This window comes from Natranaerobius thermophilus JW/NM-WN-LF, assembly GCF_000020005.1.
GTDB classification, from domain to species: Bacteria; Bacillota; Natranaerobiia; order Natranaerobiales; family Natranaerobiaceae; genus Natranaerobius; species Natranaerobius thermophilus.
In genome coordinates, this window is sequence record NC_010718.1 from 2,038,070 (window position 1) to 2,064,153 (window position 26,084).

A 26,084-nucleotide genomic window follows, 5' to 3' on the forward strand; every position below is an offset into this window, starting at 1 on the left:
CCTACTAAGATGAAGTCGTTTGCTGTTCAGTGTTAGTCCTTCTACTTGCTAACCATATACTGACATCATCCATCATTGTGTAAATTACGGGTATGATAATAAGAGTCAATAAAGTAGAAACCAGTAGGCCACCAATTGTTACTGTAGCCATAGGTGCGATAGCTTCAGCTCCTTCACCAATACCAAGTGCTAGAGGTACCATACCAATTATCGTAGTTGACGTGGTCATTAATATTGGTCTCAGTCGTTTTTTACCAGCTTCTACAACTGCCTGATGTCGCGAGTACCCTCGTTCTTTGTATAGTAAATTAATATAATCAACCATTACTATCCCATTATTAACAACTATACCTGCCAACATTATTACACCAATAAATGCCACCAAACTAAAGGTACGACCGGTAATTAATAGTGAAGATACTACTCCTAACATAGTCAATGGAATGGTAAACATGATAATAAATGGATACAATAATGAACCAAATTGAGAAGCCATCACCATATACACAAGAATTACTGATAATCCTAATGCCAAAGTAAGTTCTTCAAAAGCTTCCACAGTATCCCGGTATATACCCATGTATTCGATATTATACCCAGTAGGTAAGTCTTTTTTAGCCAATTCATCCTGAATATCATCCATAACAGAACCGAGATCTCTCCCTTCAATTAAGCCGGTTACATTACCCGAACGTAACTGATCTTGTCTTTCAATATCCCGAGGCGCTTCTCCTACACTGGTATCTGCTATTTCTTCTAAAGGGACAAGATTACCTTGAGGATTCTGAATAAAAAACGAGTCTATAGTTGCCAAATCCCACTCTTCAGGATGTTCCATCAGTATTTCCATGTTAAACTCTTCTCCATCTTCACGGTATAAGGATACTAATTGTCCACTCAATGCAGTGTTTAGATAAGCACCTGTTTGATAAGGTGTTAAACCATGAGTAAGAGCTTGATCCCTATTCATGTTTATAGTTAGTTGTGGAGCTAATTCCTCAAAGCTAGTAGAAACTTCTTCAGTACCTTCTATAGATCGTACTGTCTCTGCAATTTCTTCAGTTAATTTTTCTAATGTTTCCAGGTCATCTCCTCTAACTGAAATATCTATATCGTCATCGAGTCCTACGGCTCCTGCAGCTAAGTCCTTTTCAGTAACAGTTACACTTACCCCAGGAATCCTAGGATATTCTTCCCTTATGTCTTCTACAACTTCCGTTGTTTCTTTATCTCTTTCAGATTCATCCACTAATTCTACTTCTATAGATCCAACATTAGAAACTTCATCATCTAGTAAGCCACCACCACCAATACTAGTAAAAACCGTTTCTACTTCTGTTATTTCCATCAACATTTCTTCATATTCCCCTATAACTGCTTCAGTTTGCTCGATAGGCATTCCTACAGGTGTTTCAATATTAACTGAAATTTCACCAGTATCCAGTGGTGGCAAAAATTCAAAACCAACTAGGGGTATTAAAGATAGTGTCACAAATAAAACTACTACAAATATAGTACCAATTAATTTTCGACTATTTAATCCCCACTCTATTATATACTCATATTTTTCCGTCATTACTTGTAACTTTTGATCAAATATTTTAGTTATTTTATTTGAGCGTTCTGACAAATTGACGTCTGTTCCAATAAATTTAGTAGTCATCAAAGGAATTACTCCTGACGCTACAATTAGAGATGAAACTAATGCAAAAGTAACAGTCCATGCTAAAGGTGCAAAAACAATACTGGCTACTCCTTCTACAAAAACAATAGGTAAAAAAGCTATTACACTAGTTATCGTAGCAGCTATAATGGCACTAGTGACCTCTTTACTTCCTTCTATTGCAGCATCAACAGGAGGTAACCCTTCTTCTCTCTTTCGAAATATATTTTCTAGTATAACGATAGCACTATCCACCATCATACCAATACCGAGCGCTAGTCCTCCTAAGGTAATAAAATTCAATGTATATTCTTGAAAATATATTAGGTTAAAAGTTGCTATCACAGAAATTGGTATTGCAATTCCTATAATAATAGTAGATCTTATATTTCCTAAAAACAACCACAAAACAACCATAGCAACTATTGCTCCCGAAACTCCCATATTCACTAATGTACTTATACTAGCTTCAATAAATTCACTTTGATCCATGGCTACATCAAACCTAATATCTTCAGGCAATTCTTCTTCTAATTCATCAAACTCTTCTTGAACTACATTGGCTACATCAACCGTATTAGCTTCACTTTCCTTCCGTACTGATAGAGATACCGTGGAATCCCCATTAATTTTAGTGATCGGTCTTTGTCTCTCAGTTGTATCTTTAACCTCTGCTATTTCTTTAAGTCTTATAGGAATGCCACCAGATTCAGTAACTATCAGTTGTTCAATTTCTTCTACAGTTTCAAACTCACCTTCTACCTCAATTAAATATTCCCTTCGTCCATCTTGAATTTCACCTCCGGAGACGTCAGCATTAGAGGCATATATTAATTCACCTAACTCTTCTAACGATATTTCATAAGCAGAAAGCTTATACGGGTCTACCTGGATTTGGATTTCCCGCTCTACACCACCTGCCACTTCAACCAATGCAACACCTTCAAGTCGTTCAATTCTACTAGCTAAAACATTTTCTGCAAGTTCAGTCATCTCTTGATCTTCTAAATCCCCTTCAATCCCGGCTTGAATCACCGGAAGCATATCAGGATCTAATTGTATAACTGAAGGACGTCCAATTTCATCTGGCAACTCTTCCATCACCATATCAACCATTTCCCTGACTTCTAAGGCTGCGAAATCCATATCTGTACCCCAGTCAAACCTGATAATAATTTCGCTTTCACCAGGACGGGAAGTCGACATTATGGTATCTATGCCATCAACAGTAGAAAGTGCATCCTCCAAATGAGAGGTAACCATGTTCTCAACTTCCTCAGGACCAGCCCCTTCATATTCTGTCGCAATCATTACAACAGGCAAATCTATATCAGGGTATAAATCGATTGGTGTTTCTGAAACAGCAATAAATCCTATTAATATTACCCCAATTACAACCATTAAAACTCCAATAGGTTGCTTTATTCCTATACCTGCAAGATTCATGAATCATCACCCATTTCTGTCGCATCTACTCTGATACCTTGTTCAATTTCTTGAAAGCCCTCTATTATGACTAAATCATCTTCAGATAGACCTGAAACGATTTCAATGTAACCGTCTTCATTAATTCCTGTTTTTACCTCGATAAATTGTACTTGTTGATTTTCTGTACTTTCATCAACTATGAACACTCCTGTTTCTCCCTCTTCCTCTACAACTGCATGTTGAGGTATTGCTAGAGCATCTTCAGATTTTTCTATAGTCACATTTACTTGAGTATACATTCCAGCCCGTACTTGTTTTTCTATCTCAGGTGTTAACTCTATTTCCATAGGATATCCCTTAGCATTTTCTTCTGGAGGCAATTGACCAACGTGATGTATCATTCCTTCAAACTCTTCATCTAAAGCAGATGGAATTTTAACATCGACAGTTTCTCCATCACTAACCTGGTTTACATAAGACTCAGGTAAGCCAGCCAACACCTGGTAGCTATCCGGATCTAGCATTACAAAGGCAGGGGATTCGGAACCAACTAGTTCTCCCTCTTCGGCATCAACCATAGTAATTTCACCATCTACAGGAGCTGTGATTTTAGTCCGATCAATCATTCTTTCAGCTAATTTTACCCCTGTTTCAGCCCTTTTTATCTGGGATCGCAAGGCATCTAACTCTTCGTCCCTAGCTCCTTCTTCAACTGATTGTTTATAGCCTTCAGCAGCCCTCAGTTGCTCTTTTGCATTTTTGTACTGTAAAGTCATCTGTTCCAGTTCTTGATCTGAGGCATAACCGTCCTGATGTAATGTTTCTACTCTTTCTAATTCCCTTTCCATTTGCTCTTTCGCTTCTCTGGCTCTTTCAACACTAGTTTCAGCTTCTTTTCTTTCTCCCGTTCTAGCACCCTTTTTAGCATTTTCGAGTTGTGCTTTAGCTCCATCTAAGTTTGCCTGAGCTTCTTCCAATTGAAGTTGATAATCGCCATCATCTAGTTCCATTAATAAATCACCATGGCTAACATAGTCTCCTTCTTCTACATAAAGAGATTTCACTTCACCTGCAACTTCCGGAACTATAATCCTTCTTTCTGTAGGATCTACACTTCCTATTACTGTGGCTTTTTTTTCGATATCCTGTATTTCAGGATTGGTCACTTCTACTAAAGGGCGTTCTTCTTCAACAACTATTTCCTCTTCAAAGAACAAATCCCGATTCAAATACCCAACAGCCAGAACTAAAACTATTAAAAGCACTCCACTTACTATTTTTTTATTTTTGTTAAACCAAGTTCTAATTTTTGACTCTTGATTGTAAGTTGCTTTTTTGTTTTGAGCCTCTGTATCTGTACCTGAAGACTTTTGTTTTTGTATCTGCTGGTTTTGTTTAGACATAATTATTCCTCCAATCACTAAAACTAATTTTTTCTGAACCCATCGCCATTACTGTCAAATCCATTATTATTTAAACCATCGTTTTGAGCTGGATCATTATCGTTCATATCATTTCTAAAACCATTACCTTCTAGGGAGTCTTCGTCTAAATTTATTTGATCTAAAATGTTTTCAGTTAAAAACCCTTCAGAAACTAATTCTAACTGTCTTTCTGCAAGGAAAAGTTGTAAATCGGATAAGTTGTTCATCATTTTCACTTCTTCTGTTTCTATTTCTCCTTCTAGGGTTTCTAAATCAGAGACCATTCCCAATTCTTCTTGAATTAAAATACCTTCAAAAAAATCTTCTTGTACTTGAAGTGCATCTTCTGAAAGATTATATTGAGATTTAGTCTCTTTATATTCATCGTAAACATTTCTCATAACTTTTTCCATTGAAACTCGAGTATCATTGTAATTTAGTTCTGACATTTGCAGTTCAAGTTCAGCCATTTCACATTCAAGGGAGTTTTTTCCATGATTATCTTCCATCCACTCCAAGTTGTCCTTAGCAAATTCTAATTCTTGTTCGGCAATTTCTATCTCTTTTCCATGGCCTAACAATTTATCTATTAATTCATTAATATCATAATCTTCCATTTCGGCATGGATTGGTTCTAAATGATATTCCGTATTCAAGGGTTGACCAAGTAACCTGGAAAACTGCCTCTTAAGGTCTCTATACTGATTTTCCAAAGACTGCTGTTCTTGTTTTAGTTGTTCTTTTTCTAATTTAGCAGCATCTAGCTCTAGGTCTACAGATTCTCCTACTTCACGTTTAGCCTTAATTTCACCTACTTGTTCATACATAAGCTCCATAGCCTCATCCATATAATCCAGAGCTTCTTCCATCATTAGTAAACCAGTGTAAAGGGCTTCGGCTTGAAACATAATTTTTTCTTGTCCTTGTTGCCATTTAAGCTCTGCTAAATCTTTTTGTTGTTCTAGCTCCCTCTTTTTTTGTTCAACCTCTAAAATTAAATCATCTAAACCGTCTTCATAGTCGACATCATCAAAGGCCTGTTCTACATCATCTAAGTAATTATTCCAGCCGTCTTCAATATGAGCAAATAATTCACTCACTGCATCTTTTATTTCATCTTCATATTCAAAATCTATTTCATTAAATTCATTACCATTAGGAAAAGGTGCTTCACTATCTTCTATATCAATCTCGTCAATTTGGCTAAAGATTTCTATCATCATATTCTTAAAGATTTCTTCGGCTTCATCAAAATCAGGATCAATGTCCAACAAGGTATCTTCTAAGTTCTTGATATCATCTTGAAGGTCTTCTAATTGATTATGTCTGTCTTCAGCCATATCTACACCAACAACTAGTTGCTTAAGTTGTATTCTTATTTTCTGTGCTTCAGGTGAGTTTTCTAGAGCCAGTTCTCTAGCTTTTGTAATATCTAGTTCTTTTACATTTTCTTCCTGAACATTCGTTTCTTCTGAAGCTTCTAAGACTTTTTCATTATTTGAAAAAAAACTTAGAATAGGATTAAATACAAGTACAACAGTAATCATTACTGAAGCAATTTGCTTAAATCTACGCATAATAACACCATCCTTAAAAATAGTACTTGACTGACTGCCCAGTCATTGCATAATATAAAGAAAAGGTTGAATAAATTCAATACTATATTAATTTTATCCAACCTTCATTATTATATTATACACTCATCTTAACAAATTTCAATTGTTTTTTAAATTTATTTGGAAAGGATGAAAATTATGACGGGAAGGAGAAATTCACCATCAGCTTGGGATGTTGTTTTAACAATTTTATTCATCATAGTAATTGTTGTGGTTTTGTTTTTCGTAGTTAGAATATTTTTAGGTATCTTTCTTGAACTCTTGTTTAGCTTGATTAATAGAATGCTCAACTGATATAGAAATTTAAAACTAAACAGTATTGATATGATTAATTAGAGCTTGCTGAACATCGCTAGATTTCAAGATAATTAGAATTTAGATGTTGTTCAGCTAAGCACACACTCTTTTATCTGATATTTGCAAAACAAATATAACGTATTTGTATGTGAGATTTACTACTGCTAACAATCCGATCATCTATGCACTTTTCATTTTGCTCGCATGGTTTTTGTTGCTCATAAACTTGCCTAGATAGCAAATATCTGCAGGTTCACAACTGTCATGTATGATCAATTTGCTTTGTTAAATTTAAATTTTCCGTTGTTCTTATAATTAGAGGTCAGATTAGAGTTGTCTGTTAGAGGCGTTCTGTCGTTATCATCATCCTGTTCTTCTTTAGACCCTTTTTCTATTAGCACTCAGCATTAATGTGTTTAATGGCTTCCATGTTGATTCTTTTACTAAAGTTAGTGATAAGTGATTGGGCCCCTGTTTGAAACTCTTTTAATTTGATAAAGTATCGGGGATTTTTATTTATCTGTACAATGGTTTTGCGATCCACTTTTATTAATGTGCTTAATGCCATGCTAAATAGCTTGACTTCCGGCCTAAACTTTGAAAATGAGATCTCCACGTGCAAGGTTTTTATATTAAAATTTCCCTTGAAATATTTTAACATTTATACCTAACAAAACCTAGTTTTATTAGGTAAAGTTGTTTTTTCACCAAGTCCCTATTCAAATCTCTAATCCTTTTTTAAATGTGCCAATAACTTCCTTGATTGTTTCGTCATCAGGGGGGTTACCTTCAAGTAATATCATAGACGAAACGACCTCCATAAAAGCTCCCCAGAAAATTCTGGCCAATAAATCTATTGGCTTTTTTTCGATTTCTCCTTCATTGATGGCTAATTGAAAAGTCTGTTCCATATCATGTAGCAAACTTTTTCTAACTTCCATTATCTGAGAGGTCAATTTTTGTTGAAATGGATGATTATTGCTTAGCAATAAATACGCTATTTGTCTATTCTCTGAAACAAAATAAACATTGTTTTTCAAAAATTCCTCTAATTTTATCCAAATACTGCGTTCATCATTTGGATCTATTCTTACTACTTGATAATACTGCTTAAAACCTTCTCTAAGCATTTCATGAAACAGTTCCTCTTTGCTATTAAAATATTCATAAATCGTACCCTTGCCTATCCCTGCTGCATCAGCTATCTCCTGAACCTTTACTTGATAGAAGTTTTCTTCACTAAAAACTTTCGCCGCAGCCACTAAAATATCCATTCTCTTATTGCTTTTGTCAATTTTTGACAATTAAATCACCACTCTCTTCTTTTCGTGCTAATTTACTGTGAAATCTTAATCTGAGATCATCAAACAAGCTATAAACAACTGGTATTAACACTAAAGTAATTATAGTAGATACGGCTAGGCCACCGATAATTGCAATCGCCATTGGAGCTCTAACTTCGGCACCTTCTCCTGCACCACTAGCCATAGGGAGCATCCCCAAAATGGTTGTTAAAACAGTCATTAATATCGGACGCAATCTTATTTTACCAGCTGTTACAATGGCCTCTATTCTATTATAACCTTGTTCATGATATAGCTTATTAATGAAGTCTACCATAACAATTCCATTATTAACAACAATCCCGGCAAGCATAATAACACCCATAAAGGCGACTATACTCAAAGAATGTCCCGTTACAAGTAATGCCAAAATAACTCCGATTAAAGCCAGGGGAATTGTAAACATAACTATAAAAGGATATAAAAGGGATTCAAACTGGGCAGCCATTACCATATAAACTAACAGTACAGCCAAAATTAACGCTAATCCCAAACCTTCGAAACTTTCCATCATCATTTCATAGGTCCCACCAAAATCCATTGTATAATCAGGTGGTAATTCAATACTTTCATCTAGCACTTCCCGAATATCACCAGCGGTTCTTCCAATATCTCGACCTTCAATCTGAACACCTACAGTACCTGTTCGCACCCTATCCTCTCTCTCAATTTGACGGGGTGTTTCTGCCATTTCAAGAGAAGCCACTTCTTCTAGCGGTACCTGTTCACCTGTTGGAGTGTTAATTAACAAACTTTCTAATGTTGACACGCTAATACCTTGAGACGGTTCCATTTCCATGGTAATATCATATTCTTCACCGCCTTCTCTGTAAAAGGAGACCAGTTCCCCTTCACTTACTTGTCGTACAAAATTCCCGATAGTTACTGTAGTTAACCCGTAAGAGTCTGCACTTGCCTCATCTACATCAATCTGTATTTCCATAGTGGCATCCTCAAAATTTGTTGTAGTGTTAACTACACCAGGAACTGTTAATGCATTCTCCGCTATTTCATCGGAAATTGATTCAAGTTCTTCCATATCATCGCCTTTAATTAAAACAGTTAAATCTTCTTCACCTTCCATTCCTCCACCTTCTTCAGCCATGTCATCTGCAGAAACTGTAACATCAACTCCGCCGCGTTCAGGGATCAACCCTCTGATTTCATCCACTACTTCAAAAGTGGTACGCTGATGATCGTCCTCCATAATAACATTTATCGTACCGGAACGACTATCTCCACCAACAACAAAATCTCCACCACCACCTGCTGTGGCAAATACTGTTTCTACTCCTTCAACTTGTGAAATCTCCTCTTCTAACTCTAACAAATTATCACTGGTTGTATCTAAAGGTGTCCCAACGGGGTACTGAATATCCACAGTAATTTCTCCTGAATCCTCGGGAGGGAAAAACTCAAAACCCATTAAAGGGAAAATCAATACAGTGATAATCATTAATCCTATAAAAGAAACGATTACTACAAAACGCTTACTTAATACCCAATCAACTAATTGACCATACTTGTTTGTGAGCCACTGCAAACCTTGATCCATTTTCCTTGGGAGATAACTTTTTCGATTAAAATCAACTCCTTCACCCATAACCTTATCCGTTAACATAGGGACTAGAGTTAAAGCCACTAATAGTGAAGCGAATAATGCAAATACAACTGTCCAAGCCATGGGTTCAAAAATAATTCCTGCTATACCTTCAGTATAAGCCGCCGGTAAAAAAGCTGCCATACTTGTCAATGTAGCTGCTATAATGGCTCCTGAAATCTCTTTACTCCCTTGTAATGCACCTTCATAAGATGATAATCCTTGTTCTCTTTTCCTGAATATATTTTCTAATAAAATAATGGAACTATCCACAACCATACCAATACCCAGGGTTAAACCACCCATTGTTATTAAATTCATAGTGTATCCTTGAAAATACATTAAGTTAAATGTGCTAATAATTGAAATTGGAATTGCAAAACCGATAATCAAAGTTGTTCTGAAATTACCTAAAAATAACCAGAGAACTATCATTGCTAGTATGGCACCTATAATTCCCATTTCTATTATGCTATCAATGGATTCCTCGATAAAGGTACTTTGATCGGTAACAATTTCAAATTGCACATTTCCAGGAAGGCTTTCCTCCAAATTAGCCAGCTCAGCTCGAACATCTTGGGCCACTCTCACTGCATTGGCATCACTTTGATTTCTTATACCCAAAGAGACTGACGGTTCTTGATTGATTCTACTTAGTGGTTCCATGTCCTCTACAGTATCCTCAACCCTGGCTACATCTCCTAGTTTTACAGGACTTTCGCCTTCAACTCCAATTTGAATATCTTTAATTTCATCTGGATCCTCAAATTGTCCAATAGTTCTAATTGCGTATTTTCCATCACCGTCCCTGATTTCACCAGCAGAAATATCCATATTATTTGCTGCTATTGCTTCTCTAATATTTTCATAACTGACTTCTTGATAGCTAGAGAGCAGATATGGATCAACATGTATTTTAATTTCTCTTTCAACACCACCCATGACATTAACTTCTCCGACACCTTCAATACGCTCCACCTGGGTTTGTATTGTCCCCTCTGCCAGCTCACTGATTTCCTGTAAATCCATTTCGGGAGCATTTATACCAACTTGTAAAATAGGCATCATATCCGGGTCTAATTGCATCACAGTAGGATCGCCTGCGTCATCAGGTAGTTGTTCGCCTATCATATCAATAAGTTCCCTAGTATCAAGAGCAGCAAAGTCCATATCCGTGCCCCAATCAAATTCCATAATAATTTGACTGCTATCCTGTTGAGAAATAGAAGTAATTTGAGATAAATTGTCTACTGTAGATAAGGTCTCTTCTAAGGGACGACTGACCATATTTTCAACTTCATGGGGGCCAGCCCCTTCGTAATCAGTTTGTACAAACAAAACTGGTAATTCCATATCAGGATATAAATCGATTGGTATTCTAGAAAAAGAAACAGTAGCCAGAAGTAATATAATAACAACAGCCATAATTATGGTAACTGGACGTTTTAGTGCAATTTTTGAAAGAAACATTAATTACCGCCCCCATGATTTTCACCATTAGTTATGTCAGAACTTTTTGCTTCTTGAAGATAATTTTTCTTTACTTCTTCTCCTGGAACAACTTCTGATTGACCGCCTACGACTATCACATCATCTTCTTGTAGTCCATCAACGACTTGCAAATACCCTTCCTGGGAAATTCCTAATTCTAAAACATTAAAATCTATTGTACTATCCTGGTTTACCGTATAGATTCCTATTTCATCATTATGCTCTACCAGAGAACTACGAGGAACAGCCAGGACGTCTACATGTCTTTCAATGACTAGATAGTTTTCCGCAAACATACCAGTCCGGAGATCATTGTTTTCCTCTGTGATTGCTATTTCAACAGGATAGTTGCGTCCTTTTTCTGCTGGAATCTCACCAATACGCTGAATCTCTCCTTGAAAATTCTCGTTAAGGGCGGGAATTCTAATTTCTGTTGAGTCCCCTACAGAGATCTGATGGACATAGGAGGCTGGGGCAGTAGCCGTCACCTGAAAAGTATCCTGATCCATAATCATAAAGGCAGGTTCCCCCGCTCCGGCCATTTCCCCTTCACTAAACTCTGAGGAAACTATTGTGCCTGAAGCTGGTGCTTTCACTTGACTGTTTTCTTCCGCTCGCTTAGCTAGCTCTACTCCAGTTTCTGCTTGCCTCACTTGTGCCTCTAAAGCATCAAGCTGTTCCTGTCTGGCGCCATCTTCTACAGCATCCTTAGCAGCTTCAGCTGATTCAAGTTGGGACTTGGCATTATTGTACTGCATTTCTGCTTGTTCAAGTTGTTGATCGGTAGCAAATTCTTCTTGATGCATTTCTTCTATTCTCTCAAGTTCTTTTTCAGCTTGCCTTAAGTTATCTTCAGCATTAGATACTGCATTTTCAGCTTCGACTAACTCTGCATCTTGAGCTCCAGCCTCAGCTTCTTCTAAATTAGCTCTGGCTGCGTCTAAAGCAGCTTCGGCTTCTTGTCTTTGTAGTCTGGCGTCTTCACTATCTATTTCCATTAAGATATCATCCTGACTAACTTTATCTCCTTCTTCGTAATGAATTGTTTCTATTTCTCCACTGGCTTGGGGAATCACCAACCGATCATCGGCAGCTTCAACATTCCCTGATACTGTTACTGTTTTTTCAATGTTTTGCCTTGGCACTTGTTTAACATCTACTAGTGAGTGGTCTTGTTCCTTATCGACATTACTATTCTCCTCTTCAGCAAATCCATCACCGGTAAAATTGATAATAAAATAACCACTTACTATCGCCAAAACTGCCAACCCAATAACTATCAATTTATTTCTGGATAATTTGAATTTAGAATTTTTTTGCTCTGTAGTCATAATTAGCCTCCCAACCATTTATTTAGTTCTGTTAAGTTATATGATATTTGAATCAGTCTCCGTCCCGGAGTTAAGATAGTTTTAGACAGAAATCAAAACCCTCCGGGAGAAAGGAGACTGATTCATGACTAAAGTTGTATGCCCTAGATGCAATAACAACTGCTCTGACAAGTTTTATAAGTTTGGTTTTGATAATCATGGTCATCAAAAGTATCAATGTCAAGAATGTTTTAGTCAGTTTGCACCTAAGACACTTTCTAAAGGCGGGGATAAAAGAGGCCCTAATATGCCTCGCAAATATCCCTCTTGCCCTAAATGCGGGAAAGCTACGTTTTTACATCACGACTATGAATTTTATTCTAATTTGAGGTGTTGTGACAAAAGCTGTAATCATTCTTTCTATGTCCCTAAACCTCAAAGTATTCCTGAACCTTCGCAACTTGATATTAACGGCAAAGTAGACTTCTCTAACATGAGACATCCTCTTCATACTATTATTCGAGCTCTTTACCTGTACTTCATTAATGGCAGCTCTACTAGAGGTGTCTCTCAATTCCTTCTTGATTGTGAAGGAATTAAAGTGTCTCATGTTACTATTGCTGACTGGACTAAAAAGTTTGCACCTCTTTTTCTTTATATCTCTAGATATCTTAAACCTATTGATCTAGACTCTTCTGATGAGTGGCATGTTGACGAAACTGTAATTAAAATTAAAGGCCAAAGATTCTACGCCTGGACTGTTATTGATGCTGAAACTAGATTTGTACTTGCATTTCATCTATCTCCTTACAGAGATAGCCAGGCTGCTTTTAAAGTGCTGAACTATGCTAAGAAACATTTTGGACGACCTCATAGTATCGTCACAGATAGATATTGGGCTTACAATGCTCCAATTAAAGTTCTGTTTCCAAACTCTAATCACATCAGAGTCAAGTCTTTTCAAGATGATATCTCTAATAACTTAATTGAATCTTTTTTTCAGATTTTCAAAAGCTGGGTTAAGCAACGCAGAGGATTTGCTTCTTTCCAGTCAGCCAACAAGTTGATTGCGGTATTTGTGTTTGCTTTTAACTTTGTTAGGACAAGCAATGTTTTGAATCAGTCTACTCCTGCTCAAGTTGCTGGGATTAATTACTCTAATCGTAATAGGACTTTTTGGCTTTTACATAGTAATAATGCCGCTTGACTGCCAAATCTTTTGAAATCTTGCGAGCAAGTGAGCTTATTTTTCATAACAACTTAACAGACTCATTTATTTCTAAGGGGAAAAATTATTTTTTGGATATTTACTCCGTCCGACCGGTCGGTCGGAATTTGCCATACCAATACATATTATTAAATGATAAAATTTATCTGGGGCTTTGTCCCTCAGGGCCTGCTGGCTGCTGTCCTCCACCTGAAGGTTCCATACCTTGTTCATTCATATCCGGAGACATGGCAGGAGTTTCTCCCCCAAAATTCCTTTGTTCACCTGCTCCTGTTGGTATATCGACTAAGTATCCCTGTTTTAAAAGTTGTAGCTCTCGCTTAGCCAAATAGTTTTGATACTCTTGTTGATTTAAATTTCGCCTGGCTTCTTCTACTTCTACCATAGTATCTAAGACTTGTTTACTCGTTGCCATTCCCAAATCTTGCGACAATTCTTCACCCCGCAGGAGTTCTTTTTGCAATTTTAATCGTTGGTCAGCATTTTTATAATCTCGTAAACTTTCATTAAAACCATTATAAGCTTCAAATATTGATTTTTCTAATGTGCGTTCAGCCTCTTCCAGATCTAATTCAGCTTCTCGTAAGGCAACTTCTCTCTCCCTGTAATCACTTTCTGAAATATCATCTTGTTGCCTTGCCCAATCTAAATTATCTTCAGCATATTCTAACTGTTTCTCAGCTATCTTTATTTCTTCACCTTCCTCTAATGCCCTTTGTGTAAAAGTTTCCAAGTCAAGCTCTTGCTGAAAGCTTTCTAAGTCAAAATTCACTTCTGCCAGTTTAAGTTCCTTATCCGTTGAATAACCCAGGGTATCTAAAAATTCTTTTTCCATTTCCCTTTTATTTTCCTTTAATGATTTTAAAGCGTTTTCCATTTCGTTTTTTTCGAGTTCTACCATTTCAACTTGGACAGGTAAAGATTCACCAAGTTCGAGTTGCTGCCGTTCTTCTTCTAATAAGCGCTCAAAAGTGGAAATACTTTCTTCTATAGCTGCTATCTGTTCTTCAAGGGACAATAAACCTATATAAGTTGATTCTGCTCCAAATTTCATCACTTCTTTATTCGCTTCCCATTCCATTTCAGCAAGTTCTTCACCTTGTTCTGCTTCTTCTAGAGCTTGTTCCAGTTCTTTCTTGGCTTTTTCCATATCTTCCAATTCTTCATCCATCATCTCTTGAAAAATTTCAGACGCCATATCCTCTAACATTTCTTCCATATCTGATACCATTTCTTCTATAGCATCCTGGATCGCTTCCTCAATTATCTCTTCAATCTCTTCTTCAGGAATAGGAAGTTCAGGTTCATCTCCATTAGGTGGTTCAAAAGGTATTTCTGGATCATCATCTAGATTGACAGATGAGTTTTGAGCTAACAGGTTTCTATTAGAACTTTCAGTCTCCATCTTTAAAGCGTAGTCATTATCTTGAACCTCTCCATCGATATCATCACTAAATCCATCCAGATCAAAATCACCATCTTCTAATTCCTCAATACCCTCTTCTAGCTCATCCAATTCATCTCGTAATCTTTCAACTGCTATGTTTAATTCTTCGAGTCCTAATCTAGCCCTATCAGCTTCACGAGAATGTTCTACAATTCGCCTTCGAGCTTTTTCCAAGGTAAGTTCTACTACTTCCTTATTGTCATCATCACTATCTTCTGTAGCCGTAGTATTGACTGTAGTGAGAGAAACCACCATCATCATCACCAAAACACAAATCAGGGTTTTATAGTTCATTTAACCCCCACTCCCCCTTCTAAATTAAAATTAAGTACTGAGATAACTATATCTTAGCTGGTAATTTCTATCAATTACTATTATTAATTTATTACAAACTAGATTATATATAAATCAAACAAAATTGACAATATTATTTTTTGACTTGGCTGTATTAAAGTTGAATGTTGATAACTGTAAAATTTCAACTTATTTCTGAGGTGGGACTCTATTACTTACTGCTTGTTCATAGCTATATGCAATCTTGATCAATTTACCTTCTTCGTAAGCTTTAGCTGTAAATGTCAAGCCAATGGGTTTTCCCGTACTGTTATAACCTGCAGGTACGGTAATAGAAGGATATCCTGCTCTAGCAGGTATATTTGCCCCTAAATTGGCCGGAAATATTAACGCATCAAGATTATATTCTTCCATAACCGCGTCTATTCCCTTATCCTTGGAATAAAACAAATCGTGTTCTCTGCTTTTTAAGTACTCAGGCTCAGTAAGAGTACCTTTTGTTTTATTAGATTTTAATAGCCGTTCCTGTCCATATTTTAGAGCTATTTCTTTATTACGATAATTGAAATTTATCAGTTCTGTCAAGGACTTCACTGGTACTCTATCCCCTGTATTTCTTAAATAAGTGTTTATACCTACTTTAAATTCGTGAAGCAAGACATTTAAGTCCCAATCAATTTTAGGTGGATAAGTTATACCTGATACAATATGTGCTCCTAAATTTTCCAGATTTTTAATAGCTTTTTCTATCACGTCCAGTTCAGAATCCTCCAGTAAATTCAAAAACTCCTGTGAAACGCCAAGACGTGTACCTTTAAGGCCGTGAGCGTTTAGATAATTTGTGTATCTACCATCAATATCATCTTTTTTCGTCAATGTTACCGGATCTTTAGCATCTGGTCCTGATAGTATCTCAAGTAATATTGCTGCATCTTCCACTGTTCGAGCCATAGGTCCGGCAGTATCTTGGCTATGGGATATAGGTATAATTCCCGACCTGCTCCAAAGTCCTACTGTAGGTTTTATCCCAACCACAGAATTATCACTAGCTGGACTCAAAATAGATCCACTAGTTTCTGTCCCAATTGCCAAGACTGTAAAATTAGCGGCTAAGGCTGCGGCCGATCCACTTGAAGAACCACCACAATCCAATTCACCAGGTCCATAGGGATTTAAAACTTGTCCACCTCGAGAGCTGTATCCATTAGGCATATTATCAGCCATAAAGTTAGCCCATTCAGTTAAATTTGCCTTACCTAGAATCACAGCACCAGCTTGTCTAAGTTTCTTAACTATAAAGGCATCCTCTCTAGCCACATGTTCTTCCAATGCTATAGATCCAGCACTTGTCCTCATTTTATCTTCAGTGTCAATATTATCCTTCAAAAGAACAGGAATACCATGCAATTTACTTCTGGGACCTTTATATTTACGTTCCCGGTCTAAGGCTTGAGCGATCTGTAAAGCTTCAGGATTCATTTCTATAATTGAATTGATTTTAGGACCATCTTGATCTAAACATGCAATTCTATTTTGATACATTAAAACTAAATCACGACTAGTAATCTCGCCTTTCTCCATATAATCCTGTAATTCATCAACAGTTGTTTCCAACAGGTAATCCTGCTGCCATTTGTTAAGAAAGTGACTATACACTTTTAGCCTCCTTAATTAAGATAATTTTAAGGAAATCACCCTGTTACACCCTCGCATGATCCGTTCTATTGAAGATTAACAGTAATAAGACTCATTAAATTTTAAAAGAATAGCTAAGTCACCTAGGGAAAAACTAATAACAAAATTGAAAGGAGTATTTCTATGTGTGGTATAGTTGCAGTCTACGATAAGGAATCTGGTGATCATAGACAATTAACAGAAATGTTGAATAAATTGAATCATAGAGGACCAGATGAGGAAGAATTATGTAATTATAAAACTATGTATTTAGGTCATAAACGCCTATCGATTATTGGACCAAGTAAAGGACGTCAGCCTATCTCTAACGAAAACGATGACATTCATCTGGTTGTTAATGGTGAAGTTTACAACTATGAAGAATTAAAAACACAATTATCTAATCATAATTTTTCAACATTATCTGATAGTGAAGTCATTATTCATCTATATGAAGAACAAGGGATAGACTGTGTTAAAAATTTAGATGGTATGTTTGCTTTTGTACTCTCAGATAATGAAAAACCTTTCGTAGCTCGCGACACTTTAGGGATAAAACCATTATATTATGCTGAGGAGGATGGCTGCTTATTTTTTGCCTCTGAAATGAAGTCCTTAGCTAATTTTGTGAAAGAAGTCAAAGAATTCCCTCCAGGTCATTATTTCACTCCAGAAACCGGATTTCAACAATTTCGAAAGATTCAGGTTTCTTATGCTAGTACTCAACAAAACAAAAGTATCAGTCTAAATCAAATAACAGAAGGCATTAGAACTAGATTAGAAGCTGCTGTAAAAAAACGAATGATGGCCCATGTCCCCTTAGGAGTTTTCTTAAGTGGAGGATTAGATAGCAGCCTAGTAGCTGCTTTGGCTAAAGAACACACCAAGAAAAAGCCTCTAAAGTCATTTTGTGTAGGGATGAAAGGAGGAAGTGATTTACCTGCTGCCAGACAAGTGGCTGAATATCTGGGCACAGACCATCATGAATTAATTTATAACGAACAGGATATTTTTGAATCACTGCCGAGAGTAATTTATTTTTTAGAATCCTTCGATCCTTCTTTAATCCGAAGCGCTATTCCCACCTATTTTGTCTGCCGCTTGGCCTCTAAATATGTAACAGTTATCCTATAGGGAGAAGGTGCTGATGAGTTATTTTCTGGTTACGAATATCTAAAAGATATCAAATCAGAAGAATTATTACATAAGGAACTTATAAGGTCTCTAAATTCTTTGCACAATATTAATCTTCAACGTTTAGATCGAATGAGCATGGCATTTTCCATGGAGGGAAGAGTACCTTTTCTCGATTTAGATTTAGTTGATTATGCCATAGCATTACCACCAGAAACGAAACTTCGTGGCGAAATGGAAAAGTGGATCCTTAGAAAAGCCTTTGAGGGCTATCTACCTGATATTTATGGCGTGAAAAGGCGGAATTCTCCCAGGGAGCAGGATCCAATGAATATATTAAGGAAATAATAGAAAGCCAGATTACAGATGAAGATTTTCAAAACAATCGCCACGAAACTGACCCTCCACTACGCTCTAAAGAGGAACTCTATTATTATCGGATTTTCAAAAGATTTTATAAAAGTAAAAGTGCTGCAAAAACTGTAGGTCGATGGGCCACAGTATAAGTTACGAGCTTCTTTTATAGAAGCTCGTAACTACCTACTAAAACAGGCATTTTTAAATTACCTAAAACTCGCTCTAGTAAAACGCCTTCCCTTTTAGGGAGTGTTTCACCATAGCTGGCTCTAATTGCAGCAGTTATAAATTGCACTCCCCGATCTAAGGATATTGGTAAGTTATCCCCCTGTAACAGACTTCCAACAATGACACTAGTAAAAGCATCTCCCGTTCCAGGGTAATGGGCAGGGATATAATCACAGCTAACTTTCCAATAGCGACCATCTTCTCTATTATATGCCACCACATTAGTCTTATGAGGATCTTCAGCAGGAGCACTGGTAATAATCACCTTTTCTGGCCCCATTTGAGAAAGTTTGTATAACCAATCTTTTATGGTATCTTTGTCGGCTTTAGTATCATAAGGTTCATCCAATAAAAAACATGCTTCCGTAAAATTAGGTGTGATAATATCCGCTTTAGCGACCAAATCACGCATTCTTTTCACCATGGTTTCATCCATGGTACTGTACAACTGTCCGTCATCAGCCATTACTGGATCTACTACCACTAAAGTGTCTTCATATCCATTCCTAACTGCAAAGTTGTCAATAAAATCTGATATTATATCTACCTGTCGAGGAGACCCTAAGAAACCACTATATATACAATCAAATTCTAAATTAAGTTTTTTCCAGTGGCCAAAAAAATCTACCATATTTTCCGTCAGATCAACAAAACTATATTCCTCAAAACCTCCAGTATGTGTTGATAATACAGCTGTTGGCACTGAACAAACCTGACTTCCCATGGTAGAAATAATTGGCACTACTACAGCTAGAGAAGATCGACCAAATCCTGCCAGGTCGTGGATTGCTGCAACTCTCTTAACTGTTCTTTTCGACATTTAAATCCCTCCATTACGCTAGATGGTATATAGTTTATTTATCTTTTCTGATAGGGTAATTTCGACAACAAAAATAAAAATCCTTTGTGTTTTAAACATATATAATTTGATAAGTATAAAAAAAATCCCGGGAAATTTCCCGAGACTTTTATCTTTTGGAGCGGGAAACGGGTTTCGAACCCGCGACCTCCGCCTTGGCAAGGCGGCGCTCTACCGCTGAGCTACTCCCGCTCGTTTATTTTAAAATGGTGCGAGGGGTGGGATTCGAACCCACACGGGAAACCCCACTAGATCCTAAGTCTAGCGTGTCTGCCAATTCCACCACCCTCGCATGTCTTGGTGAGCCATCCAGGAGTCGAACCTGGGACACCCTGATTAAAAGTCAGGTGCTCTGCCAGCTGAGCTAATGGCTCTCAGTGAGAGACCGAAAATAACTGGCTGGGGCGGCAGGATTCGAACCTGCGCATGTACGGACCAAAACCGTATGCCTTACCACTTGGCTACGCCCCAATTTTTTATTGAATCAATCTTTAATACTGCCAATGGCGCGCCCGGCAGGACTCGAACCTGCAACCTCCAGATTCGAAGTCTGTTACTCTATCCGGTTGAGCTACGGGCGCATGAATAAATGGGGTGAGTGATGGGATTTGAACCCACGGCCCCCAGAGCCACAATCTGGTGCTCTTACCTAGCTGAGCTACACTCACCATGATAATGGCGCGCCTGGGAGGATTCGAACCTCCGGCCTACGGATTAGAAGTCCGTTGCTCTATCCACTGAGCTACAGGCGCAATTAATTAACAAGTGGAGCGGGTGATGGGAATCGAACCCACGCGACTGGCTTGGAAGGCCAGGGCTCTACCACTGAGCTACACCCGCTTATTTTGTTAAATGGTCGGGGCGGCAGGATTTGAACCTGCGACCCCTTGGTCCCAAACCAAGTGCGCTGCCAAACTGCGCTACGCCCCGTCGCGCAAGAATTAGTATAACGCATAATATAACGTTTGTCAAATGTTAATTTAAGATTTTTTATAAAGAATTTCTGCTGAATTCAATGTGTTGCCACTAACTTCTATTATACCATAGGATGGCTCTTTTACGCCACCTCTTGGATAATTAAAACTACCCGGATTAAAAAATAATACACCATTTTCTTGAATATTTACAGGTATATGTGTATGACCGAATATTACTATATCAGATCTTTCTTCTTCTGCCAAGTAGTTTAATTGTAAAAGTCCATTCTTCACTCCTTCATAATGGCCATGCAAGAGTAATATCCGCAGTCCTGATACTTCAATAAGCAATTTTGAAGGACTTTTGTATCCATCACAGTTACCCACAACCCCGTAATAACCAAGGGGGTTCTCCTTTAGAAGATCGGGATTATGCTCTATTTCATATTTTATATTATGTAAGTCTGTTAAAAAATCGCCTGCATGAAGGATATAATGAACAGGTTCGTTTTTAGATATACTTTGAACGACATCATCAATCTTCCCATGGGTATCACTGATTACTGCTAGTTTTATCTTCTCTTTTTCTGGTAATATCATTATTATCCCTCCATTAGACTCATAACATCTTGGAAGTTGGCAACTAATTTTTCCAGGGCTTTACCACGATGACTGATAGAACTTTTTTCTTCCTGGTAGAGTTCGCCAAATGTTTTTCCCATATCAGGATGATAAAATAAAGGATCATATCCAAAACCTCTATCTCCTTTAGGTTCCCTTAAAATATATCCTTCACAGGTGCCAGTGAATGTTACAGGTGGAGTATCAGGGTAAGCAATGGCAATTACACATTTAAAACGAGCAGTACGTTGTTTATAAGGTATATCCTTTAATGATCGCAATAATTTGTTATTATTGTCTTGATCACAGGCGTTTTCACCTGCATAACGTGCAGAGTAGACTCCTGGCGCACCATCTAAAGCGTCTACTTCTAGACCTGAATCATCGGCTAGGGATAAGTATCCTGTTGAATCAGCTACATTTTGCGCCTTAATAATGGCATTTTCCGCAAAGGTTTTTCCAGTTTCTTGGGCTTCTTTTATATTATTAAAATCCGACATAGAATAAATTTCAACTGGCTGTTTGCTAAGTAATGCTTTTAATTCGTTAAGTTTTCCCTGATTACCTGAGGCGAGTACAAGTTTCATGATAATCATCCTTTCTTGGCAGGAGGTGGATAGATTTCTGATAAAGCTTGACTTTGTACTTCCATTAAAGCATGCATTCCTTTCTCAGCATAGCTTAACATTTTTTCCATTTCATTTTTGCTAAAAGGATGATTTTCACCAGTACCTTGAATTTCTACAAATTCACCTTTATCAGTCCCTGCCACATTCATATCTGTATCAGCTTGAAAGTCTTCCTTACCATCTAAATCCAGCATTATTTCATCATTTACTATTCCTACACTAATAGCAGCTAAATAACCTTCTACAGGTAACTCGGACAATTCTTTCTCTTCCACTAGTTTGTTTAATGCTAACACCATAGACACAAAAGCACCTGTTATAGAAGCTGTTCTAGTACCTCCATCGGCTTGAATTACATCACAGTCTAACCATATTGTCCGTTCTCCTAGTTTTTTGAGATTTACCATAGATCTCAAAGACCTGCCAATTAATCTTTGAATTTCCTGGGTACGACCTCCCAGCTTTCCTTTTGCCGCTTCTCTAATATTTCTCGACTCTGTGGCACGAGGTAACATAGAGTATTCGGCTGTCACCCAACCTTTTCCTTCACCTTTTAAAAAGGATGGAACCTTGGACTCAATAGTCGCACTACAGATGACCTTGGTATCTCCCACTGTTATTAATACCGATCCCTCTGGATGTTTGACAAAATCAGTTTCAATTTTAACAGGACGAATTTCGTCAACTTTTCTGTTTTCTCTCATAGTGTCACTCCTTTGTTTTTTATGTCCTTAAAGTCCTTAAAAACTATTCCAAATTAAAAGACAGTAATGATCCCCTTGCCTCCCCTACTCTGCCGATTAACATAAATCGCTGTAAAATAGGATCTTTTACAAATTTAGAATTCAATTGAAAACTTTCAATCTCTCCTGTACTTCTTACATGGACACGTGGCCCTGTACAATAAATATCATGATAATCACCTATTTGCAACCGGTTATTTTCTGGTTCGGGGTGGACGGGAAGATCTTCCTTTATCCATTCATTCACCATTTCATCAACTATTTGTAAATCAATGTCTGGATAAGAATCAAATTCCATTACGAATCCATGTTGAACTTCGCTATAATTGTTTGGAAGAGACCAGTTTTGGACTTTTAGGGCTAAGCTTACTAACTCTTCTGCAGTATGAGCCATTTTCCTGTAGATAAGTGAACGCTCAACGTGTTTTGATAAATCTTTGGGATCCGGGCCAAATAATTGAGGCCTCGTCACAATCACTTCTTCCCCGACACCGATTAATACCTGAGCATTAATATTTAAATAGGGATATATCTTTTCAAAGTGTTCTATAATAACCCTTCGTTCATGAGAAATAGCTGTAATAATAGCTTTTGTAATTTCTTCAGCTGTATAAAAAGCTAATTCAAATTGGGCATCAATATGATAGGTATTATGTTTAAAATACCCATTGTAATAAGCTTCTAATATAGGAAGTGGCCTAATATTGACACCATTATCGTCGTTAGTTAAAGTGAACTCCTTTAACATACCTTCAATCAACACGGATTTACCAGCCCCTGGTCCTCCTACAAAACCTATTAATTTATCATCAATACTAATATAGTGTCGGAGTATATGATCACCAAGTTCCAACAAGCGCCACCTTCCTCTAGGTGCAAAATAGACCGCTTGACTGAGATGGGCCAAAAACTATTCCTCCTTAGAATACAGTCTTCATTAAAATAACAAATTCGTTAAATTTTGGTTGTATTTAAGTTGAATGTTGATGACTGTAAAATTTTACTATTATTAACAACTAAGTATAACAGCGCCTAAAATTTTAAAAATGACTTGCTAATTTGAAATCATAATATTTACAACCCATTATAATTCAAATACCGAAAAAAATAAAATTAACTAACCTCTCGGTCTAGAAATTTAAAGTGCTCACAAACCTGTCTAAAGGATTGATCATTAGTAACTTCATAAAATTGTTGATTATTACCTATAATATATCCAATAACAGCTCCTATAACTGCAGATACACCCATTTTTAAACCTAACATTTCAATAATCATTACAACAGAAGCAATTGGGACACCTGCTATTGCAGACAAAGAAGCAGTCATACCCACTACAACCAGACTGTAATGCAAAGCAGAATCGGCAAACTCAAAGCTCAACAAGCTGGAAACCAAACTGCCTGCCAAAGCACCTATATATAAAGCTGGAATCACTTTTCCTGCACTACCTCCGCTTCCAATTGTAAAAGCTGTAGCAAAAATTTTACCTAATAATAATAACAAAATGATATCAATGGACATACTGGTCAAAATGAATTTTTGCACATATTCGGTGCCTATACCTAAAACTTCTTGACCAGCAATGAGAGCTGTCATCCCTGTAAAAATCCCTCCAACAGCAGGGCGTAAAGGTTGAGGTATACTAGAGTTTTCAAAAAATTCCCTGCTCCCGTAAAAAACTATCTTAAAAAAGATACTGATTATCCCTGTCAGTACTGCTGTAACAACTATAAAAGGAATATATTGCACCTCCATATTATATGAAGGGATGGTAAATAATGGATCAGTGTCTAGAACTAATGAATAAGTCACATAACCTATAGCACTAGATAAAATTGCTGGGAATAATTCATTATAATGTAAAGCTGATTTATAAAGGAGTTCAACAACAAAAATACCACCTCCAAGAGGCGATCGAAATACTGCTCCCACAGCACCAGCTGCGCCGCATATAGTGCCAATCCTCATATCTTCATTACTAAAATATTTGGCAATAGGTTTGATACGCCTCAATAAAAAATTGCTCATGCTCCCTCCAATAAGCACCATTGGTCCTTCTATCCCTCCGCTGGCCCCAAAACCTAAATTCAAGCTAGAAGAAAATAACTTAAATAGAGAAGTCCTCCCTTTAATTGCACCATTTAAACGGTTGACACTATTAATGAAAACATTCGTTCCAAAACTCTTGGTAGATATATCAATCTTATGGAAGACAAATCCTAAGAAAATTCCTGCAATAACAGGGCCTAACAGGTAATGTATATATCTTTCTCTAATAAAATAGAATAAGTCTATTGCTGTATTTAATAGTAAAGCTGACAAACCTCCTAAAATTCCTACTAAGACAGCTACAATAAACCATTTTACAATATAACCTGTTGAAGTTTGCAATGGATTCATCTATATCACCACCATATCAACTGGAATACTTATTCGATGTGTCAATCTAACAATTTGAAATTGATATTTTGAGTTTACCAGCATGCAACTATAACAGAGCCAGCTTTTTTAATAATAATTAATACTGGCCATTGACATAAAATAACCCCGGAACTCTTACTTCCGGGGATTTAAGAAAAATTTTGAAACTAGCTAGGAAAATTATATATTATTAATAATAAAAACGCAATAGGGTGAAGACTGGGTTTAACTATTTTAATAACAGTGTGAAATTTAGTGTTAATTTTAATATCTAAAATTAACTTCCTCTAAGTTCATCACTCTTTCGTCAATATCTATAGGTGTTCCATCTATAGATATCTCCATACTATCGATATAATCAAAGTCTGTTAATGTGAATTTCAACTGCTTTAGTGCAAGTTCTTGATGTTCTGGGTCATCTGCTAAGTTAGAAACATCCATTTGCATAGTATTGCCTTCTATCTTGACGTCATTAATATCAAGATCTGTTGAAACATAAGAGATAAGTCCACTATCTGGGTCTGCACCTTTCATTAATTCATAAATGGCATTACCCTCTAACTCTTCAGTATCTGGGATATACCTAGTAACAGGAACTACATACTCTCCATCTTGTGATAAGAAATATAAATTTACTCCCGTCTCATTCTCTGCACTTTCTGCTTCAGCAGTTATTTCTACATTCAATCCTTCTCGTGTTAAAGGTCCTGAAACATCAGTCCCTCCTGGTAAACTTTCAATAAATTCACCTTCAACCATGATTTCTACCTCATCAATAGTTTCAAATTCAGACAAAGTATAAACAATAGAATTTTTAATTTCTTGTTCCGATTCTGGTTCCATGTCCAAAAATTCTTCGGTAAAGTTCACCCGGGCTCTACCATCGTCAATAGCCATTCCTTTGACTTTGGTTCCATTAGGTAAAGTAGGAGTTAAGTTTGTATCCATCCAAAACTCTTCATTTGCCGGTGTTTGAGACATTTTGTTCAAGGTTTTAGTAGCTATTCCTTCAGTCCATTCAATGGGTTTAACCACTGGTACTAAGTTATCGTTGTTATCAAGCAAATAAAATACTGTTTCTCTCTTTTCATCCTCATCGTAATCTCGTATTTCTGTGGGTTCATCTTCTTTTGGTTCCAATTCTTCTTGTTCTTCTTTAGTGGTTTCATCCGGATCTGGCCCAAAAATAAAATCTAGAAAAAAACATCCGCTTAATAACAGTGCCATGGAACTAATCACTATTATTAAAACTATCAATTTTACCTTCCCCATTAAACACTCCCCCTTTCTTAAAAACTCCCTTACTAAATTATTTATACAAAAACTACTAAAAAAATGATTAAAAAAACCTGACTTT

The 26,084-nt window shown here is 36.9% G+C and carries 18 protein-coding genes and 9 tRNA genes; 3 read left to right on the forward strand and 24 right to left on the reverse strand.

Translation table 11 applies throughout. The annotated features are described in order from the left end of the window. Positions 1-4 precede the first annotated feature (4 nt). The 6 genes from NTHER_RS09815 to NTHER_RS09840 all read right to left on the reverse strand — a co-directional run bounded on the left by NTHER_RS09815 (position 5) and on the right by NTHER_RS09840 (position 12,193). Positions 5-3,109, reverse strand: a complete 3,105-nt coding sequence (locus NTHER_RS09815) for an efflux RND transporter permease subunit (protein ID WP_012448368.1) — start codon at positions 3,107-3,109, stop codon at positions 5-7. Next, complete coding sequence (locus tag NTHER_RS09820) at positions 3,106-4,494, reverse strand: efflux RND transporter periplasmic adaptor subunit (RefSeq protein WP_012448369.1); 1,389 nt, start codon at positions 4,492-4,494, stop codon at positions 3,106-3,108. The genes NTHER_RS09815 and NTHER_RS09820 overlap by 4 nt, the downstream gene beginning before the upstream one ends. A 23-nt stretch (positions 4,495-4,517) precedes the next feature. Then, a complete protein-coding gene (locus NTHER_RS09825) occupies positions 4,518-6,092 on the reverse strand; it encodes a TolC family protein (protein ID WP_012448370.1) in 1,575 nt (524 codons plus the stop codon). A 1,055-nt stretch (positions 6,093-7,147) separates the two neighbouring features. After that, a complete protein-coding gene (locus NTHER_RS15265; RefSeq protein WP_012448372.1) occupies positions 7,148-7,732 on the reverse strand; it encodes a TetR/AcrR family transcriptional regulator in 585 nt (194 codons plus the stop codon). Further along, positions 7,719-10,841 (reverse strand): efflux RND transporter permease subunit, encoded by a 3,123-nt coding sequence (locus NTHER_RS09835; protein WP_012448373.1) that lies wholly within the window; start codon positions 10,839-10,841, stop codon positions 7,719-7,721. The genes NTHER_RS15265 and NTHER_RS09835 overlap by 14 nt, the downstream gene beginning before the upstream one ends. Then, a complete protein-coding gene (locus NTHER_RS09840) occupies positions 10,841-12,193 on the reverse strand; it encodes an efflux RND transporter periplasmic adaptor subunit (RefSeq protein WP_012448374.1) in 1,353 nt (450 codons plus the stop codon). Before NTHER_RS09840 ends, NTHER_RS09835 begins: the two co-directional genes overlap by 1 nt. A gap of 124 nt (positions 12,194-12,317) precedes the next feature. Here NTHER_RS09840 and NTHER_RS09845 point away from each other — a divergent pair, with 124 nt between their 5' ends. After that, entirely contained in the window at positions 12,318-13,379 is a 1,062-nt protein-coding gene (locus NTHER_RS09845) for an IS6-like element ISNth1 family transposase (RefSeq protein ID WP_012447151.1), read from the forward strand. Between the two features lie 163 nt (positions 13,380-13,542). Here NTHER_RS09845 and NTHER_RS09850 read toward each other — a convergent pair whose 3' ends face one another. Together NTHER_RS09850 and NTHER_RS09855 are read right to left on the reverse strand one after the other, a co-directional pair. Then, a complete protein-coding gene (locus tag NTHER_RS09850; RefSeq protein WP_012448375.1) occupies positions 13,543-15,141 on the reverse strand; it encodes a TolC family protein in 1,599 nt (532 codons plus the stop codon). Positions 15,142-15,330: 189 nt separating this feature from the next. After that, positions 15,331-16,797 (reverse strand): amidase family protein, encoded by a 1,467-nt coding sequence (locus tag NTHER_RS09855; protein WP_012448376.1) that lies wholly within the window; start codon positions 16,795-16,797, stop codon positions 15,331-15,333. Between the two features lie 162 nt (positions 16,798-16,959). Here NTHER_RS09855 and asnB point away from each other — a divergent pair, with 162 nt between their 5' ends. Together asnB and NTHER_RS16155 are read left to right on the forward strand one after the other, a co-directional pair. Further along, a complete protein-coding gene (gene asnB / locus NTHER_RS09860) occupies positions 16,960-17,949 on the forward strand; it encodes an asparagine synthase (glutamine-hydrolyzing) (RefSeq protein WP_202943846.1) in 990 nt (329 codons plus the stop codon). Between the two features lie 99 nt (positions 17,950-18,048). Further along, a complete protein-coding gene (locus NTHER_RS16155; RefSeq protein WP_238526098.1) occupies positions 18,049-18,297 on the forward strand; it encodes an asparagine synthase-related protein in 249 nt (82 codons plus the stop codon). Positions 18,298-18,469: 172 nt separating this feature from the next. Here NTHER_RS16155 and NTHER_RS09865 read toward each other — a convergent pair whose 3' ends face one another. From NTHER_RS09865 to NTHER_RS09940, 16 genes are all read right to left on the reverse strand, one after another. Continuing rightward, the gene (locus tag NTHER_RS09865; protein WP_012448377.1) at positions 18,470-19,354 is read right to left on the reverse strand and encodes a pyridoxamine kinase; all 885 of its coding nucleotides are present in this window, start codon (positions 19,352-19,354) and stop codon (positions 18,470-18,472) included. A gap of 156 nt (positions 19,355-19,510) precedes the next feature. Continuing rightward, a tRNA-Gly gene (locus NTHER_RS09870) sits at positions 19,511-19,585 on the reverse strand. Positions 19,586-19,600: 15 nt separating this feature from the next. Then, positions 19,601-19,685: transfer RNA gene (locus NTHER_RS09875), tRNA-Leu, on the reverse strand. A 6-nt stretch (positions 19,686-19,691) separates the two neighbouring features. Next, positions 19,692-19,767: transfer RNA gene (locus NTHER_RS09880), tRNA-Lys, on the reverse strand. 22 nt (positions 19,768-19,789) lie between these two features. Next, positions 19,790-19,864, reverse strand: a tRNA-Gln gene (locus tag NTHER_RS09885). A 33-nt stretch (positions 19,865-19,897) separates the two neighbouring features. After that, positions 19,898-19,974: transfer RNA gene (locus NTHER_RS09890), tRNA-Arg, on the reverse strand. 9 nt (positions 19,975-19,983) lie between these two features. Next, positions 19,984-20,061: transfer RNA gene (locus NTHER_RS09895), tRNA-His, on the reverse strand. An 8-nt stretch (positions 20,062-20,069) separates the two neighbouring features. After that, positions 20,070-20,145 (reverse strand) — tRNA-Arg (locus NTHER_RS09900). Between the two features lie 14 nt (positions 20,146-20,159). Continuing rightward, positions 20,160-20,233: transfer RNA gene (locus NTHER_RS09905), tRNA-Gly, on the reverse strand. Between the two features lie 13 nt (positions 20,234-20,246). Beyond that, positions 20,247-20,323 (reverse strand) — tRNA-Pro (locus NTHER_RS09910). 50 nt (positions 20,324-20,373) lie between these two features. Then, positions 20,374-20,910, reverse strand: a complete 537-nt coding sequence (locus tag NTHER_RS09915; protein WP_012448378.1) for a metallophosphoesterase — start codon at positions 20,908-20,910, stop codon at positions 20,374-20,376. 2 nt (positions 20,911-20,912) lie between these two features. Next, the gene (locus NTHER_RS09920; protein ID WP_012448379.1) at positions 20,913-21,518 is read right to left on the reverse strand and encodes an XTP/dITP diphosphatase; all 606 of its coding nucleotides are present in this window, start codon (positions 21,516-21,518) and stop codon (positions 20,913-20,915) included. A 5-nt stretch (positions 21,519-21,523) separates the two neighbouring features. After that, positions 21,524-22,264: a ribonuclease PH gene (gene rph / locus NTHER_RS09925; RefSeq protein WP_012448380.1), complete on the reverse strand. Its 741-nt coding sequence runs from the start codon at positions 22,262-22,264 to the stop codon at positions 21,524-21,526. A gap of 43 nt (positions 22,265-22,307) precedes the next feature. Further along, positions 22,308-23,210 carry a hypothetical protein gene (locus NTHER_RS09930; RefSeq protein WP_012448381.1) on the reverse strand — a complete coding sequence of 301 codons (903 nt, stop codon included), beginning with the start codon at positions 23,208-23,210 and terminating at the stop codon, positions 22,308-22,310. Between the two features lie 206 nt (positions 23,211-23,416). After that, positions 23,417-24,706 carry a chloride channel protein gene (locus NTHER_RS09935; protein ID WP_012448382.1) on the reverse strand — a complete coding sequence of 430 codons (1,290 nt, stop codon included), beginning with the start codon at positions 24,704-24,706 and terminating at the stop codon, positions 23,417-23,419. A gap of 285 nt (positions 24,707-24,991) precedes the next feature. Next, a complete protein-coding gene (locus tag NTHER_RS09940) occupies positions 24,992-25,999 on the reverse strand; it encodes a GerMN domain-containing protein (RefSeq protein WP_012448383.1) in 1,008 nt (335 codons plus the stop codon). Positions 26,000-26,084 lie beyond the last annotated feature (85 nt).

What these genes read in the sequence shown, in the direction of transcription:
- NTHER_RS09840 (WP_012448374.1), bottom strand. Translation starts at nt 12,193, where the DNA reads ATGACTACAGAGCAAAAAAATTCTAAATTCAAATTATCCAGAAATAAA.
- NTHER_RS09845 (WP_012447151.1), top strand. Translation starts at nt 12,318, where the DNA reads ATGACTAAAGTTGTATGCCCTAGATGCAATAACAACTGCTCTGACAAG.
- NTHER_RS09865 (WP_012448377.1), bottom strand. Translation starts at nt 19,354, where the DNA reads ATGTCGAAAAGAACAGTTAAGAGAGTTGCAGCAATCCACGACCTGGCA.
- NTHER_RS09915 (WP_012448378.1), bottom strand. Translation starts at nt 20,910, where the DNA reads ATGATATTACCAGAAAAAGAGAAGATAAAACTAGCAGTAATCAGTGAT.
- NTHER_RS09935 (WP_012448382.1), bottom strand. Translation starts at nt 24,706, where the DNA reads ATGAATCCATTGCAAACTTCAACAGGTTATATTGTAAAATGGTTTATT.
- NTHER_RS09920 (WP_012448379.1), bottom strand. Translation starts at nt 21,518, where the DNA reads ATGAAACTTGTACTCGCCTCAGGTAATCAGGGAAAACTTAACGAATTA.
- asnB (WP_202943846.1), top strand. Translation starts at nt 16,960, where the DNA reads ATGTGTGGTATAGTTGCAGTCTACGATAAGGAATCTGGTGATCATAGA.
- NTHER_RS09835 (WP_012448373.1), bottom strand. Translation starts at nt 10,841, where the DNA reads ATGTTTCTTTCAAAAATTGCACTAAAACGTCCAGTTACCATAATTATG.
- NTHER_RS09825 (WP_012448370.1), bottom strand. Translation starts at nt 6,092, where the DNA reads ATGCGTAGATTTAAGCAAATTGCTTCAGTAATGATTACTGTTGTACTT.
- rph (WP_012448380.1), bottom strand. Translation starts at nt 22,264, where the DNA reads ATGAGAGAAAACAGAAAAGTTGACGAAATTCGTCCTGTTAAAATTGAA.
- NTHER_RS09850 (WP_012448375.1), bottom strand. Translation starts at nt 15,141, where the DNA reads ATGAACTATAAAACCCTGATTTGTGTTTTGGTGATGATGATGGTGGTT.
- NTHER_RS09815 (WP_012448368.1), bottom strand. Translation starts at nt 3,109, where the DNA reads ATGAATCTTGCAGGTATAGGAATAAAGCAACCTATTGGAGTTTTAATG.
- NTHER_RS09940 (WP_012448383.1), bottom strand. Translation starts at nt 25,999, where the DNA reads ATGGGGAAGGTAAAATTGATAGTTTTAATAATAGTGATTAGTTCCATG.
- NTHER_RS09820 (WP_012448369.1), bottom strand. Translation starts at nt 4,494, where the DNA reads ATGTCTAAACAAAACCAGCAGATACAAAAACAAAAGTCTTCAGGTACA.